The organism is Pseudomonas sp. SWRI111 (assembly GCF_014268555.1).
In the GTDB taxonomy this organism is placed as follows: Bacteria; Pseudomonadota; Gammaproteobacteria; order Pseudomonadales; family Pseudomonadaceae; genus Aquipseudomonas; species Aquipseudomonas hamedanensis.
Genome location: NZ_JABWQQ010000008.1, coordinates 158,954 through 174,823, shown reverse-complemented (window position 1 = coordinate 174,823; position 15,870 = coordinate 158,954). Strand labels below are relative to the sequence as shown.

Here is a 15,870-nt window from a genome sequence, read left to right as displayed (position 1 = left end):
CTGTAGGAGTGAGCCTGCTCGCGATAGCGGTCCGTCAGTTGATACTGATTTGACTGACAGACCGCTATCGCGAGCAGGCTCGCTCCTACAGGGGAGATGTGTTTTCCAGTTAATGCCCTACTACCATCGAGGTAAACGGCGGCACATACGCCTGCAATGTCACCAGCCCGCCAACCAGGATCGCCAGCACGATGGAGTGGAAGAACACGTAACGCAGGATCTCGCCCTCATGTCCGTACCAGCGGGTCGCCGTGGAGGCGACGACGATGGATTGCGCGTCGACCATTTTGCCCATCACGCCGCCGGAACTGTTCGCTGCCGCCATCAGCACCGGGCTGATCCCGAGCTGTTCCGAGGTCACCCGTTGCAAACCGCCGAACAGCACGTTCGACGCGGTATCGGAGCCGGTCAGTGCCACCCCGAGCCAACCGAGCAGGGTGCCGAACATCGGGTAGAAAATCCCCGTCGCGGCGAACGCCAGCCCCATCGTCGCATCCAGCCCCGAATACCGCGTGAGAAAGCCCAGCGCGAGCATCGCCGCAATGGTGATCAGCGAAAACCGCACCACCCACAACGTGCGCAGGTACTGCCTGATCAACTGCGGGATCGAATAGCCCATCAGCAAGCCGCCCACGATCGCCGCCAGCAAAATCCCGCTGCCGGTCGCGGTCAGCCAAGTGAATTTGTACACCGCTTCCTCGGCTTTCGGTGCCGCGACCACTGGCGGGACTTTTTCGATCTGCAGGTGGAGGCTGGTAAAGGTCACTGCCGGGGCGAAGAGCGGATTGGCCTCGCGCATGGGTTTGCCTTGCGCATCAAGCTTGGCCGACTGCGTGACCGGATCAATCACCGGGCGCGTATCGAACATGTTTTTGAAACCCTGGGTGCCCCATGCAAACACGAACACGGTGAGGATGATCCACGGCATCCATGCGCGCATCACCGCCGGGCGCGCCTGATCGCTGAACGCGGCGCTGGCGGTGATGTTTTCTTCATCAACCTTTGAATCGTCGACGCGGCCGGACAGCGCCGCCGAGGTGTGAATGCTCGCCGGTTTCCAGACTTTCAAAAACAGCGTCAGACAGGCCATGGAAATCAGCGCGGCGATCACATCCACCAGCATCGGCCCGTGGTAGTTCGACACGACGAATTGCGGGATGGCGAAACTGACGCCGGCCACCAGAATCGCCGGCCATACCTCAAGCATCTTGCGCCACCCGGCAAAGGCCCAGATCAACCAGAACGGCACCAGCACCGAAAAGAATGGCAACTGCCGCCCGACCATCATCGACAGCTCCATTTCGTCCAGCCCGGTGACTTTCGCCAAGGTGATGATCGGCGTGCCCAGCGCACCAAACGCGACCGGCGCAGTATTGGCGATCAGCGCCAGGCCCGATGCGGCCAGCGGCGAAAAACCCAGGCCGATCAGAATCGCCCCGGTCACCGCCACCGGGGTGCCGAAGCCCGCCGCGCCTTCGAAAAACGCGCCGAAGCAGAAGGCGATCAGCAACAGCTGCAAACGGCGGTCATCGGTGATGCGCGCCAGAGAGTCCTGCAGCACTTTGAACGAACCGTTCTCGGTGGTCAGGCGATGCAAAAAGATGATGTTAAGGACGATCCAGCCGATCGGCAGCAGGCCATTCGCCGCGCCGAACAACGCCGCCGAACCGGCCATGCCCGCCGGCATGTCGAAGGCAAAGATCGAAATGAGCAACGCTGAAGCCAGCGCCAGCAACGCTGCCAGATGCGCCTTGACGTGAAAAAACGCCAGTGCCGCGAGCATCACCACCACCGGCACGGCGGCCATCAATGTGGAGAGCACCGGGTTGCCGAACGGGTCATAAATTTGCTGCCAGACCATGGTCCACCTCTGCTTGTTGTTATTGAGGGCGCAGATCCGTTGCGTGGGGGTTGGTTGCAAGCAGTATAGGAGGCATTTCGCCGCTGTTCGGTCAGCGCAGGCGGGGCGACAAACGGTCGATAATGGCCACTGAATCATCGACCGATTGCCCGGTCGTATCTGCGGCTGCGCGCAGCGTGTTTCGAAGACACGGGCAGCGCGGCGATTTCCGTCGTCAAGACCTTGGTTTTAGGGAAGTGTTGAATGAAGCGCGCGACAACGATGCTGCTGACCGTTTGCGCCGCCGTACTGCTCGGCGGCTGTATTGCAGACTTTGATGATGACCACCGGCATGGCCGGCATTACGACCGTGATCATGGCCGCTATTACGATCATGACCGGCGCTGGGATGACCGCGATGACGATCGCCGCGACGGGCGTCGTTATTACCGTGATCGCGACGATGACTGATTGAATGAAAAAGAGGGCGTTTACCCGAAAGGGGAACGCCCTCAACGGTTAAAAATGAGCGCTCGCCCGGACGCTGGATCGCGCAGGCACGGCGGCCTCGATGTCCAGCAAATGGGTGGCGAGGATGTCGCTCAGAAAACGGAACTGATCGTTGAGGCCGACCACTTCATTGCTGAAATGATTGCTCGCGGCGGGCATCAGCAGGTCTTCGAAATCTTCGTTGAACACCAGGGTCGGCACCTTGCGGTTCACCACATGCTGTTCGTAGTAGTTGCTGCCGAACACCGGGAAACTCACGCAGAGGGTGATTGGGGTATGCATCTTCATGTGAACGCCTCGTTGTGTGTCGGATGCGCTAATCGTGCCTTTCATGAACGATGGGCGGAAGGCAATCGTGGCGATGGTGAATATCGACAATAGTGATGGTTAGCGAAGATCCCCTGTGGGAGCGGGCTTGCTCGCGAAGGCAGTGTGTCAGTCAATGCATGTGGTACCTGACACTCCGCCTTCGCGAGCAAGCCCGCTCCCACATTTGAAATGCGTTCCAACCTGTGGGAGCGAGCCTGCTCGCGAAGAGGCCGTTGCATCCACCATCACCTTTTACTGACCCACCTATACTCAAATCAGCACCTCCCTCATCCAAAGGACACCACCACCGTGAACCCGCGCGCGCTGGTCGTCGTCGCACTGTTTCTGCTGGCCGGCTGCGCCTCTTCGGCCCGGGCGCCGGTGAGTGCGCCGCAAACCGTGGTGGTGTCACCGCAAACCTGGCAGCAAATCGACCGCGACATCCTCAGCGCCTCGCAGCAGGCCACCGAGCAGGTCAAGCTATTCGCCCGTGGTTCGATGGAACATTGGCGCACGCGGGTCTATCAGCAAACTGAAGAAAATTTCATCCCGTGGTTCAGCAGCTACTGGACCCAGGAATGGCTGTCGATGAAGGTCAGTTGGTACACAATCAGCGCCGGCGGCGAGCAGGACGCTTCGGCGAAACGGCTGGCGGCGTATCTGCTTGAGCAATATCAGGAAAGAGTGTTGGCACCCGTCGCTGTAGAGATCGATCCGGATGCGATTCTTGCCCAGGCCACGGCGTTCTATGCGCAGCTGATGGCGCAGCAGATGCCGCTCATCGCCCAGCGCTATGGCGTGCCGGTGGCGCAGCTCAATGGTCGTTTGCAGAAGATCCCGGCCATCGCCCTCGGGCCACCGCCGGCGCGGGATGCTTCCTTGTTCAAGGTGATCAGCACCGAGCCGCTGAACACCCTGCCGGCCTATGCCGCGCTGATTGACAAGATCCACACCGACGGCGGCGCCAAGGGCATTTCCTCTACCGATGCGGCGATGGCCCCGGTCGCCAAGCGCGCCAGCCAGCGCATCGAAGCGGAAATGGCCCCGCGCGGCGCGGCCAGCGCAGTAGCCGCTGCCGCGGGAAAGCTGGCCGGGGCGATGATCTCAGTGGGGGTGGCCGGTATTCGCGCAATTATCCAGGCCAACGACCGCCCCGACAGCGAAGCGCTGATTCGCAGCAGTCTGGGCAATACCTTCGACAAGGCCTGGCTGAAGCTGGTGCAAAACCCGACGACCGGGGTCATGGCTGGCACGCTGCACATGGCCGGGCACATCGAGCGCAGTCTCGGTGCGGCTGATGAGTCGCCGGTGGGGCTGGGGGTGAACCGTGTCGAATGGCGTCCGGGGCAGTCGATCAGTCAACCGATCGAAGCCGGCATGCAAGGAGAATGAAAGAAGTCGGTGTCTGAACCACCGCTTTCGCGGGCAAGCCCACTCCCACACGATCTGTGGATTGCCGAAATAGTCATTACACAACAAGACCCTGTGGGAGCGAGCCTGCTCGCGAAGGCGGTGAATCAGTCACGTTTCTGCGAACTGACACACTGCATTCGCGGGCAAGCCCGCTCCCACATGATCTGTGGATTGCCGAAATAGTCATCACACAACAAGACCCTGTGGGAGCGAGCCTGCTCGCGAAGGCGGTGAATCAGTCACCTTTTTCCCAACTGACACACCGCATTCGCGGGCAAGCCCACTCCCACACGATCTGTGGATTGCCGAAATAGTCATTACACAACAAGACCCTGTGGGAGCGGGCTTGCTCGCGAAGGCGGTGAATCAGTCACTTTTTTGCCAACTGACACACTGCATTCGCGAGCAGGCTCGCTCCCACAGGATGAGTGTTCACGGGCTGTATTCACTCGGGTGAGGGGGTGGTGCGGCAACTCTTGCGGTTGCGAATCTGCTCGTCGGTGGGCCTGTCGCGCACGAATTCAAAGCGGGGTTCACCCTCGCTGTAGTGCACCAGCCATCCCCATACCAGTTCGCTTTCGTCCTGTCCGGGATGTGGTGGCCGGGCCCACCAGGGTTCTTTGCTGAGGATCTCGCGCATGGCAGCCTCCGGTTGTTGGCAATCCTTGAACTATAGCTTCCTGTCGCAAGTCGTCAGAACAGGCTGTGTAGAATCGCACGTATCACAATGAGCGAAGGGGGCAGGGCGATGATGGATGAGGTGCGCAGGGACGAACCGTCGAAGCGGCTGTTTTTCGCCCTCGGCTGCCCGCCGGCTCAGCGCAAGGCGATTGCGCAATGGCGTGCGCAGTTGGCTTTGCGAAGCGGTAAACCGGTGCCGGCCGACAATTTTCATCTGACCCTGCTGTTTCTCGGCGCGGTGCCGTTAGCGCAGATTCATGGCGTCTGCGAAGCGGCTGGCAGCGTGCGCACGCCGGGGCAGGCGTTGAGGGTTACGCTGGATCGTTTGCAGGTCTGGCAACGTGCGGGGGTTTTATCGCTGGCACCCGAGCAGGCACCGCCGGCGTTGTTGCGTCTGGTCTACGCCCTGGAGCAGGCGATGTTGCCATTCGGCTTTGAAGAGTCCACCCGTGAGTTCCGCCCGCACCTGACCCTGGCGCGCGAATTCCGAGCAGCGGAACCGGAAGTAAGCACGCCGCCGGAATTCTTGCTGCGCGCTGAACGCTTCGCTTTGTTCGAATCACACAAGGGGCGCTATCGGATGTTGCAGGACTGGTCGCTGATCTGACCGCATAAAAAAAGGCGCCCGAAGGCGCCTGCAAATTCACCCGAGCCGAGGGAGCCGGGTGAGGCCGTTCAGAGCAGAGTGCAGCGGTGGTAAGGCGCTGCGTGAACGGAATACGTTTTCCGGCACAACACCGATTTATTGTGGGAGCGGGCTTGCTCGCGAATGCGTCAGCACATTCAGTATCGCAGTTGGCTGACACACCGCTATCGCGAGCAGGCTCACTCCTACATTTTGATCACTGGCGTGCTTATTTGCCGAGCTTCACCCGGGTCCAACCCCGGGTCATGATCCGCTGCGTAGCAATCGGCTGATCCGGCACCGCATACAGCGTCGCCATCACCGCTTGCGACGGGTACGAGCCCGGTTCGTTGCGGATCGCTTCATCGACCAACGGCGTCGCGGCGGCGTTGGCGTTGCTGTAGCCGATGCTGTTGGTGACTTCGGCGATGATGTCAGGCCGCATCAGGAAATCCATGAACAGATAGGCATTGTCGACGTTCGCCGCATCGCGCGGGATGGCGACCATGTCGTAGAAGCTGCCGGCGCCTTCCTTGGGAATGCTGTAGTCGATCACCACGTGGTTGCCCGATTCCACCGCGCGGGCCTTGGCCTGCAACACGTCGCCGGAGTAACCGACGGCCACGCAGATGTTGCCATTGGCCAGATCCGAGATGTACTTGGAGGAATGGAAATACGCCACGTAGGGACGGATCTTCATGAACAGCGCTTCGGCTTCGGCGATGTGGGCCTTGTCCCTGTCGTTCACCGGATAGCCCAGGTAATGCAGGGCGGCCGGAAGCATTTCGGTCGGCGAATCGAGGAAACTGATGCCGCAGGCTTTTAGCTTCTCGGCGTTTTCCGGCTTGAACAGCAAATCCCAGGAATTGGTAGGGGCGTTGGCGCCGAGTACTTCCTTGACCTTGGACGGATTAAAACCGATGCCGATCGAGCCCCACATGTACGGGAACGCATGGGCGTTGTCCGGATCGCTGGCGGCGGCGTTTTTCAGCAGCACCGGGTTGAGATTCTTCCAGTTCGGCAGTTTTGATTTGTCCAGCGGCTGGTAAACGCCGGCCTTGATCTGCTTGGCCAGAAAACTGTTCGACGGCACGACAATGTCGTAACCGGATTTACCCGCCAGCAAGCGCGCCTCAAGGGTTTCGTTGCTGTCGAAAACGTCGTAGGTCACGCGGATGCCGGTTTCGTCTTCAAACTTCTTCACGGTGTCTGGCGCGATGTAATCGGACCAGTTGTAAACACGCAGCACCTTGTCGTTGGCCTGGGCGCCCATGACCATTGCGCCCGTTAAGGACAGTGTCAGCAGAGTCCTGCCAAACATTTTCATCGGTACAACTCCATTCTTCTTATTCAAAAACACAAACCGAAAATCCTGATGTACACAGAACTTTGTGGCGAGGGAGCTTGCTCCCGCTGGGCTGCGCAGCAGACCCAAAAAGCTGTGAGCGCTGCGCACTCAAGCGGGAGCAAGCTCCCTCGCCACAGTTGTTCATCAATGTTGCTTAGGCGGTCGCCGCACGTTGCGGCTGCCACGACTCGTTCGCGGTCTGCTCCATCGCTTCCTGAATCGCCCGCTTGCGGTTGGCTTCAGCCTTACGGCCGAAGTACCAGACGAGGAAAGTTACCAGCGACACCGCCAGCAGAATCAGGCTGGCCACGGCGTTGATCTCAGGCTTGACGCCCAGACGCACCGCCGAGAACACTTCCATCGGCAGGGTGGTGGAACCCGGCCCGGAAACGAAACTCGCCAGCACCAGGTCGTCCAGCGAGAGGGCGAAAGACATCATCCCGCCTGCCGCCAGCGACGGCGCGATCATCGGAATGGTGATCAGGAAAAACACCTTGAACGGTTTGGCGCCGAGATCCATTGCCGCTTCTTCGATAGACAGGTCCAGTTCCCGCAGACGGGCGGAGACCACCACTGCTACATAAGCGGCACAAAACGTGGTGTGGGCGATCCAGATCGTCACGATGCCACGTTCCTGCGGCCAGCCGATCAACTGCGCCATCGCCACGAACAGCAGCAACAACGACAGACCGGTAATCACCTCAGGCATCACCAACGGCGCCGTCACCAGCCCACCGAACAGCGTACGGCCCTTGAAGCGCGTCACGCGGGTCAGCACGAACGCCGCCAGCGTGCCCAGCGCCACCGCCGCAATCGCGGTGTAGCAGGCGATTTCCAGTGAGCGCACCACAGAACCCATCAGTTGCGTGTTGTCGAGCAGGCCGACATACCACTTCACCGACCAGCCGCCCCAGACCGTCACCAGTTTCGAGGCGTTGAACGAGTAAATGACCAGGATCAGCATCGGCAGATAGATGAACATCAAGCCGAAGATCAGCATGAATTTCGAAAAATTGAAGCGTTTCATCCCCGTGCCTCCATCTCTTTGGCCTGGCTGCGGTTGAACAGCAGAATCGGCACAATCAGGATCAACAGCATCACCACCGCCAGGGCGGACGCCACCGGCCAGTCGCGGTTATTGAAAAACTCTTGCCACAGCACGCGACCGATCATCAGGGTCTCCGGGCCGCCGAGCAGTTCCGGAATCACGAACTCACCGACCACCGGAATGAACACCAGCATGCAGCCTGCAATGATGCCGTTTTTGGCCAACGGCACGGTGATTTTCCAGAAGTTGTTGAAGTTGCTCGACCCCAGATCCTGCGCGGCTTCCAGCAGGCTGTTGTCGTGCTTGACCAGATTGGCGTAGAGCGGCAGGACCATGAACGGCAGATACGCGTACACGACTCCTATATAGACGGCGGTATTGGTGTTGAGGATCTCGATCGGGTGATCGGTCAGCCCGGTCCACATCAGAAAACCGTTAAGCAGGCCGTTGTTGCTGAGGATGCCCATCCACGCATACACGCGGATCAGAATCGCCGTCCACGTCGGCATCATGATCAACAGCAGCAGGACGTTTTGCGTTTCCTTGCCGGTCCTGGTGATTGCATAGGCCATCGGGAAGCCGATCACCAGGCACATCAGCGTGCTCAGCGCCGCGACCTTCAGCGAGCCGAGGTACGCCGACAGGTACAGCTCGTCTTCACCCAGCAGGGTGTAATTGCCGATGTTCAGCAGCAGCTGGAATTTCTGCTCGGCGAAGGTGTAGATCTCTGAGTACGGCGGGATCGACAGCGCCGCTTCCGAGAAGCTGATCTTCATCACCAGAAAAAACGGCAGCATGAAGAACAGGAACAGCCAGATGAACGGAATGCCGATCACCAGTTTTCGTCCGCTGGGCACCAGGCGCAGGAATTGCTGATTGAAGGTTCTCATGAGCGCAGTACCACGCCGCTGTCGTCTTCCCACCAGACGTAGACCTTGTCGTCCCAGGTCGGCCGCGCGCCACGGCGTTCGGCGTTGGCCATGAACGACTGAACGACCTTGCCGCCGGGCAGCTCGACGTAGAACACCGAGTGGCCACCGAGGTAGGCGATGTCATGCACCTTGCCTTCGGACCAGTTGTAGCGGCCTTCGGGCTGGGTGGTGCTGACGAGCATTTTTTCCGGGCGGATCGCGTAGGTGATCGACTTGTCCTGCACCGAGGTGCTGACGCCGTGACCGACGTAGATCTTCTGCTGCAAATCCGGGCTGTGAATGATCGCGTGGCCTTCGAGGTCTTCCACCACGGTGCCGTCAAAGGCGTTCACGTTGCCGATGAACTCACAGACCATGCGGCTGACCGGCGCTTCATAAATGTCGACCGGGCTGCCGATCTGCGCGATCCAGCCCAGGTGCATGATCGCGATGCGCTCGGCCATGGTCATGGCTTCTTCCTGGTCATGGGTGACCATCACGCAAGTCACGCCGACGCGCTCGATGATCTCGACCAGCTCCAGTTGCATCTGCGAACGCAGCTTTTTATCCAGCGCCCCCATCGGCTCGTCGAGCAGCAGCAGCTTCGGCCGTTTGGCCAGTGAGCGGGCGAGGGCGACGCGCTGGCGCTGACCGCCGGACAACTGATGCGGGCGGCGTTTGGCGTACTGGGTCATGTGCACCAGGCGCAGCATTTCTTCGACGCGGGCATCGATTTCGCTGGCGGGCAAACGGTCCTGCTTGAGGCCGAAGGCGATGTTCTGCGCGACCGTCATATGCGGGAACAGCGCGTAGGACTGGAACATCATGTTGATCGGCCGTTCGTACGGCGGCATGTCGGTGATGTCGACGCCATCAAGCAGAATCCGCCCCTCGGTCGGCCGCTCGAAACCGGCGAGCATGCGCAGCAGGGTCGATTTGCCTGAACCGGAGCCGCCGAGCAGGGCGAAAATCTCGCCCTGATGGATTTCCAGGGACACATCGTCCACGGCGACGGTTTCGTCGAACTTCTTGGTGACACGATCGACCTTCACCAGCACCTTTTTCGGTTGCTGATGACCTTCAAGTGCCTTCCTGTAAGTGCTGGAGGCGTTTGCCATGTGAAACTCCCAACAGGTTTCAGTTGCCTGGCCAATGTGGCCGGGCTTAAGTGGATTGCAAGCCTGTAAGTGCAATTTCAGTCTTTACGCATCCCCTGTAGGAGTGAGCCTGCTCGCGATGAGGCCATGTCAGTCGACATCTCTGTTGACTGGTCTATTGCTATCGCGAGCAGGCTCACTCCTACAAGGGGATTGCGCATGCCTGACTGAACGTGCGTTGCGAGGGCTTGTTCGGCGCCGCCGTCCTGGCTGCCTGGGTCGTACTTGTTGTTATTACAGGTGTTGTTGCTCACAACTGACGGGTGCGCGCAGGCACGCCCGACCGCTGTGGGGGCAGTCAATCGTTACGTATTCGTTACTGGTGTCAGCGCTGACTGCGCCGCGCCGCCCGTTGCCGGCACGCGGCGCCGAACGCCTGGAAAATCTTCAGGTAGTTGGGGTTGTCCAGCACCTGCCATTCCGGGTGCCATTGCACGCCGAGGGCGAAGGTCGGGCTGTGCTCGACCGAGATCGCCTCGATCAAACCGTCCGGCGCCACGGCTTCGGCGCGCAGGCCGGGCGCGAGGCGGTCGATGCCCTGGCTGTGAATCGAGTTGACCTGAAATTCATCCGGCAACTGCAGCGCTTCAAACACACCGCCGGCGAGCACGCTGACCGCATGGGCCGGTGCGTATTGCACGGCGACGTCGGGGCTGTCGGCTTCGCGGTGGTCGAGCATGCCCGGCAACTCGTGCACCTTCTGGTGCAGGCTGCCGCCGAAGGCGACGTTCATCTCCTGGAAACCACGGCAGATACCGAGCACCGGAACGCCCGCCGCGATGGCTGCACGCAATAAAGGAAGGGTGGTGGCGTCGCGCGCCGGATCGTGATCCGTGCCCGGGGCGCTGGCGGCGCCTTGATAGTGGAACGGTTCCACGTTGGAGGGCGAGCCGGTCAGCAACAGGCCGTCGAGCTGGCCGAGCAGGTCGTCGATTTCCGTCAGGTTGCCAAGGGATGGAATGACCACTGGCAACCCTTCAGCGCCCACGCTGACAGCGCGAACGTACTTGTCGCCGCTGATGTGATAGGGGTGCAGGCCAATCTGTTTGACGCACGCAGTAACGCCGATCAATGGCTTGAATGCCATTTTTATTCACCTCGAAGTGAGTCACTTGAACGAGCTTTTCCGGAGCTTAGCCTCGTTGATTTTAATTAACAACTGTCCTGTAAAAAATTCTAAACGCCGCCCGTGAAATCGCTCAGGTTTTACGGCGTTTGGCGGTTGATATGGCACGCGAGTGTTAGTTAAACCCCGAAAAATAAAGGCTGGAGGGCCAGCTGTTCGCTATTGACTTCACTTTGCCTTTCGGATTGACTGGCTGCGCAACACGGCAGTGAACATAATAATTAACAGCTAAATAGGTGCATCATGTCGGTCCCTCTGCGTACCGTTCAACTCAACGAAGCCAACGCATTCCTTAAGAAATATCCTGAGGTTTTGTACGTCGACCTTCTGATTGCGGACATGAACGGTGTGGTGCGCGGCAAGCGCATCGAACGCACCAGTCTTCATAAGGTGTACGAGAAAGGCATCAACCTGCCGGCCTCGCTTTTCGCGCTCGACATCAACGGCTCCACGGTGGAAAGCACCGGCCTGGGCCTGGACATCGGCGACGCGGACCGCATCTGCTACCCGATCCCCGGCACCCTGAGCATCGAGCCGTGGCAAAAGCGCCCGACGGCACAGTTGCTGATGACCATGCACGAGATCGAAGGCCAGCCGTTCTTTGCCGATCCGCGTGAAGTGCTGGCCAACGTCGTGCGCAAATTCGACGACCTCGGCCTGACTATCTGCGCCGCGTTCGAACTCGAGTTCTATCTGATCGACCAGGACAACGTGAACGGCCGTCCGCAATCGCCACGCTCGCCGGTGTCCGGCAAGCGCCCGGTGTCGACGCAGGTCTACTTGATCGACGACCTCGACGAGTACGTCGACTGCCTGCAAGACATCCTCGAAGGCGCGAAAGAGCAGGGCATCCCGGCTGACGCCATCGTCAAGGAAAGCGCCCCGGCGCAGTTCGAAGTCAACCTGCATCACGTTTCCGACCCGATCAAGGCCTGCGATTACGCCGTCCTGCTCAAGCGTCTGGTGAAGAACATCGCCTACGACCACGAGATGGACACGACCTTTATGGCCAAGCCCTATCCGGGTCAGGCGGGCAATGGTTTGCATGTGCACATTTCGATTCTGGACAAAGAAGGCAACAACATCTTCGCCAGCGAGGATCCCGAGCAGAACGCCGCGCTGCGACACGCCATCGGCGGTGTGCTGGAGACCCTGCCGGCGCAAATGGCCTTCCTCTGCCCGAACGTCAACTCGTACCGCCGCTTTGGCGCGCAGTTCTACGTGCCGAATTCGCCGAGCTGGGGCATCGACAACCGCACCGTTGCCGTGCGCGTGCCGACCGGTTCGGCGGACGCCGTGCGCATCGAACACCGCGTCGCCGGTGCCGACGCCAATCCGTATTTGCTGATGGCCTCAGTGTTGGCCGGTATTCACCACGGCCTGACCAATCAGATCGAACCGGGCGCCCCGGTCGAAGGCAACAGCTACGAGCAGAACGAACAGAGTCTGCCGAACAACCTGCGCGACGCTCTGCGTGAACTCGACGACAGCGAAGTCATGGCGCGCTACATCGACCCGATGTACATCGATGTGTTTGTCGCGTGCAAGGAGAGCGAACTGGCCGAGTTCGAAAACTCGATCTCTGACCTTGAGTACAACTGGTATCTGCATACCGTCTGATTACAGGCTGACATAGATCCAATGTGGGAGCGGGCTTGCTCGCGAATGCGGTGTGTCATTCACCAGTGTGTTGTCTGCCACGACGCTTTCGCGAGCAAGCCCGCTCCCACATGGATCGGGTTATCAGATTTCGTTTGGCGTGCGTTCGCCCATCCCATTCCTTTTGTCGAGCCCAAAACAATGACCAATACCCGCAACGACTGGGAACAACGCTTCCAGTCCCTGACTATCGAATCCCGTGCCTTCATCGACGGCGAATACCGCCCCGCTATCAGCGGTGACACCTTCGAATGCCTGAGCCCGGTCGACGGCCGCTTCCTCGCCGCCGTGGCCAGCACCGATGAAGCCGATGCCAACCTCGCCGTCGAAGCCGCACGCCAATCCTTCAACTCCGGCATCTGGGCGAAAAAAGCCCCGGCCGAGCGCAAGCGCATCCTGATCCGCTTCGCCGATCTGATCCTGCAACACCAGGAGGAATTGGCGCTGCTGGAAACCCTCGACATGGGCAAACCGATCAGCGATTCGATGAGCATCGACATCCCGGCGACCGCCAATGCGATCCGCTGGAGTGCCGAAGCCATCGACAAGATCTACGACGAAGTTGCCGCCACGCCGCACGATCAACTCGGCCTCGTTACCCGCGAGCCATCCGGCGTGGTCGCGGCGATTGTGCCGTGGAATTTCCCGCTGATCATGGCCAGCTGGAAATTTGCTCCGGCATTGGCGGCGGGCAACTCGTTCATTTTGAAACCTTCGGAAAAGTCGCCGCTGACGGCCATCCGCATCGCGCAGCTGGCGCTGGACGCTGGCATCCCGAAAGGCGTGTTCAGCGTGCTGCCGGGCTTCGGCCACACCGTGGGCAAGGCGCTGGCGCTGCACATGGATGTCGACGTACTGGCTTTTACCGGCTCCACGGCGATTGCCAAGCAACTGATGATTTATGCCGGCCAGAGCAATATGAAACGCGTCTGGCTCGAGGCCGGCGGCAAGAGCCCCAACGTCGTGTTTGCCGACGCGCCGGACCTGCGCGCCGCAGCCCAGGCGGCGGCCAGTGCCATCGCTTTCAACCAGGGCGAAGTCTGCACCGCTGGTTCGCGATTGCTGGTCGAGCGTTCGATTCGTGAGCAGTTCATTCCGTTGCTGGTCGAGGCGATGCAAGCGTGGCAACCGGGGCATGCCCTCGATCCGGCGACCACCGTCGGCGCCGTGGTCGATCAGCGTCAGCTCGACAACGTCCTGCGCTATATCAGCATCGGGCGTGAGCAGGGCGCCGAGCTGATTGCCGGCGGCCAGCGCAGCCTCGAAGAAACCGGCGGGCTCTACGTGCAACCGGCGATTTTCGATGGCGTGACCAACGCGATGACCATCGCTCAGGAAGAGATTTTCGGCCCGGTGCTGTCGCTGATCACCTTCGACACCGCCGAAGAAGCGCTGCAGATTGCCAACGACAGCATCTTCGGCCTCGCCGCCGGCGTGTGGACCAGCAACCTCAGCAAGGCGCACACCTTTGCCCGCGGCCTGCGTGCCGGCAGCGTCTGGGTCAACCAGTACGACGGCGGCGACATGACCGCGCCGTTCGGTGGTTTCAAACAGTCGGGCAACGGTCGCGACAAATCGCTGCACGCGTTCGACAAGTACACCGAGCTGAAAGCGACCTGGATCAAGCTCTAATTCTTTAACAGCGGCGGTCGCCAGCGTCTGGCGGCCATCGGAGAATCGTATGAAACAACAACACGTCAACAGCTACTACGCCGCCACCCGCAACGAAGTCATCGACTTCCCGGTGCTTGAAGAGGCGGTGGACTGCGATGTCTGCATCATCGGCGCGGGCTATACCGGCCTGTCGTCGGCGCTGTTCCTCAGCGAGGCCGGCTACAAAGTCACGGTGCTCGAAGCGGCGAAAGTCGGCTACGGCGCCAGCGGGCGTAATGGCGGCCAACTGGTCAACTCCTACAGTCGCGACGTCGATGTGATCGAAGAGCGTTACGGTGACAGGACTGCGGAAATCCTCGGCAGCATGATTTTCGAAGGCGCCGACATCATCCGTTCGCGCATCAAGGATTACGACATCAAGTGCGACTACCGCCCGGGCGGTATTTTCGCGGCGATGAACAAGAAACAGCTCAACGGCCTCGCCGACCAGAAGCGCAACTGGGAGCGCTACGGCAACCGCAATCTGAAGATGCTCGACGCAGCCGACATTCGTCGCGAAGTCGGCTCCGATGCATACGTGGGTGGCTTGCTGGACATGCAGGGCGGCCATATTCATCCACTGAACCTGGCGCTCGGTGAAGCGGCTGCGATCGTGCGCCTGGGCGGCAAGATCTACGAGCAATCGGCAGCGGTGGAAATCACCTACGGCGAGCCGATCACCGTGCGCACCGGCAAAGGTCTGGTGCGCGCCAAATACCTGCTGATCGCCGGCAATGCGTATCTGCCGCAAGGCCTGGATAACCGTGTCACCGCGAAAAGCATGCCGTGCGGCTCGCAGATTGTCGTCACCGAACCGCTGACCGAGCAGCAGGCGCGCGGCCTGATCACCCACAATTATTGCGTGGAAGACTGCAATTATCTGCTCGACTACTACCGCCTCACCGCCGATAACCGCTTGCTCTACGGCGGCGGCGTGGTCTACGGCGCACGGGAACCGGACGACATCGAGCAACTGATTCGCCCGAAGATCCTCAAGACCTTCCCGCAACTCAAGGACGTGAAAATCGACTATCGCTGGACCGGCAACTTCCTGCTGACCATGTCACGCATGCCGCAATTCGGCCGCATCGAGAAAAACGCCTATTACATGCAGGGCTACAGCGGTCACGGCGTCACCTGCTCGCACCTGGCCGGCAAACTGATCTCGGAAATGATTCGCGGCGACGCCGAACGCTTCAACGCCTTCGCCTCCCTGCCGCACATGCCGATGCTCGGCGGCCGCACCTTCTCCGCACCGCTGACCGCCCTTGGCGCCGTCTACTACTCGCTGCGCGACCGTTTCGGCGTCTAAGTTACCTCCCCGGCGGCGGCCCAAAAGCCCCGCCGGTTTTTCACTTTGGCAAGCGCACCGATATCCATAGTGGGAGCGAGCCTGCTCGCGAAGAGGCCAGTCCTGCCACCGAAATACTGCCTGACACACCAAAATCCCACTGTAGGAGTGAGCCTGCTCGCGAAGAGGCCAGCCCAGCCACCGAAATACTTCCTGACACACCAAAATCCAACTGTGGGAGCGGGCTTGCTCGCGAAGGGGCCATATCATCCAACACTCATGTCGCCTGACACACCGCT

General features: G+C 60.3%; 14 protein-coding genes. 6 read left to right on the top strand and 8 right to left on the bottom strand.

Annotated features, from left to right (window positions below):
* Window positions 1-109 precede the first annotated feature (109 nt).
* Window positions 110-1,861, bottom strand: a complete 1,752-nt coding sequence (locus HU755_RS12280; protein WP_186632891.1) for an L-lactate permease — start codon at window positions 1,859-1,861, stop codon at window positions 110-112.
* A 243-nt stretch (window positions 1,862-2,104) separates the two neighbouring features.
* Between HU755_RS12280 and HU755_RS12275 the strand changes: the two genes are divergently transcribed.
* A complete protein-coding gene (locus tag HU755_RS12275; protein WP_186551619.1) occupies window positions 2,105-2,311 on the top strand; it encodes a hypothetical protein in 207 nt (68 codons plus the stop codon).
* Between the two features lie 48 nt (window positions 2,312-2,359).
* Here HU755_RS12275 and HU755_RS12270 read toward each other — a convergent pair whose 3' ends face one another.
* Window positions 2,360-2,632 carry a hypothetical protein gene (locus HU755_RS12270; RefSeq protein WP_186632997.1) on the bottom strand — a complete coding sequence of 91 codons (273 nt, stop codon included), beginning with the start codon at window positions 2,630-2,632 and terminating at the stop codon, window positions 2,360-2,362.
* 336 nt (window positions 2,633-2,968) lie between these two features.
* Between HU755_RS12270 and HU755_RS12265 the strand changes: the two genes are divergently transcribed.
* The gene (locus HU755_RS12265; RefSeq protein WP_186632888.1) at window positions 2,969-4,051 is read left to right on the top strand and encodes a hypothetical protein; all 1,083 of its coding nucleotides are present in this window, start codon (window positions 2,969-2,971) and stop codon (window positions 4,049-4,051) included.
* Between the two features lie 466 nt (window positions 4,052-4,517).
* Here the strand turns inward: HU755_RS12265 and HU755_RS12260 are convergent, their stop codons facing one another.
* On the bottom strand, window positions 4,518-4,712 hold the full coding sequence (locus tag HU755_RS12260) for a hypothetical protein (RefSeq protein WP_186632885.1): 195 nt from the start codon (window positions 4,710-4,712) through the stop codon (window positions 4,518-4,520).
* A gap of 108 nt (window positions 4,713-4,820) precedes the next feature.
* Between HU755_RS12260 and thpR the strand changes: the two genes are divergently transcribed.
* Window positions 4,821-5,360 carry an RNA 2',3'-cyclic phosphodiesterase gene (thpR, locus tag HU755_RS12255; RefSeq protein WP_186632883.1) on the top strand — a complete coding sequence of 180 codons (540 nt, stop codon included), beginning with the start codon at window positions 4,821-4,823 and terminating at the stop codon, window positions 5,358-5,360.
* 247 nt (window positions 5,361-5,607) lie between these two features.
* On the opposite strand, the gene HU755_RS12250 is transcribed toward thpR, so the two are convergent.
* From HU755_RS12250 to HU755_RS12230, 5 genes are all read right to left on the bottom strand, one after another.
* Window positions 5,608-6,705, bottom strand: coding sequence for a polyamine ABC transporter substrate-binding protein (locus HU755_RS12250; protein ID WP_186632880.1), 1,098 nt, complete (start codon window positions 6,703-6,705; stop codon window positions 5,608-5,610).
* A gap of 175 nt (window positions 6,706-6,880) precedes the next feature.
* On the bottom strand, window positions 6,881-7,753 hold the full coding sequence (locus tag HU755_RS12245; protein ID WP_186632877.1) for an ABC transporter permease subunit: 873 nt from the start codon (window positions 7,751-7,753) through the stop codon (window positions 6,881-6,883).
* Window positions 7,750-8,664 (bottom strand): ABC transporter permease subunit, encoded by a 915-nt coding sequence (locus HU755_RS12240; protein ID WP_186632874.1) that lies wholly within the window; start codon window positions 8,662-8,664, stop codon window positions 7,750-7,752. Before HU755_RS12240 ends, HU755_RS12245 begins: the two co-directional genes overlap by 4 nt.
* Complete coding sequence (locus tag HU755_RS12235; protein ID WP_186632871.1) at window positions 8,661-9,803, bottom strand: ABC transporter ATP-binding protein; 1,143 nt, start codon at window positions 9,801-9,803, stop codon at window positions 8,661-8,663. The genes HU755_RS12240 and HU755_RS12235 overlap by 4 nt, the downstream gene beginning before the upstream one ends.
* A 364-nt stretch (window positions 9,804-10,167) precedes the next feature.
* Window positions 10,168-10,929: a gamma-glutamyl-gamma-aminobutyrate hydrolase family protein gene (locus HU755_RS12230; protein ID WP_186632868.1), complete on the bottom strand. Its 762-nt coding sequence runs from the start codon at window positions 10,927-10,929 to the stop codon at window positions 10,168-10,170.
* Between the two features lie 282 nt (window positions 10,930-11,211).
* Between HU755_RS12230 and HU755_RS12225 the strand changes: the two genes are divergently transcribed.
* The 3 genes from HU755_RS12225 (at window position 11,212) to HU755_RS12215 (ending at window position 15,592) form a co-directional block, all read left to right on the top strand.
* Entirely contained in the window at window positions 11,212-12,588 is a 1,377-nt protein-coding gene (locus HU755_RS12225) for a glutamine synthetase family protein (protein ID WP_007918694.1), read from the top strand.
* Window positions 12,589-12,768: 180 nt separating this feature from the next.
* Window positions 12,769-14,259, top strand: coding sequence for an aldehyde dehydrogenase (locus HU755_RS12220; protein WP_186632866.1), 1,491 nt, complete (start codon window positions 12,769-12,771; stop codon window positions 14,257-14,259).
* A gap of 49 nt (window positions 14,260-14,308) precedes the next feature.
* Window positions 14,309-15,592, top strand: coding sequence for an FAD-binding oxidoreductase (locus HU755_RS12215; protein ID WP_186632863.1), 1,284 nt, complete (start codon window positions 14,309-14,311; stop codon window positions 15,590-15,592).
* Window positions 15,593-15,870 lie beyond the last annotated feature (278 nt).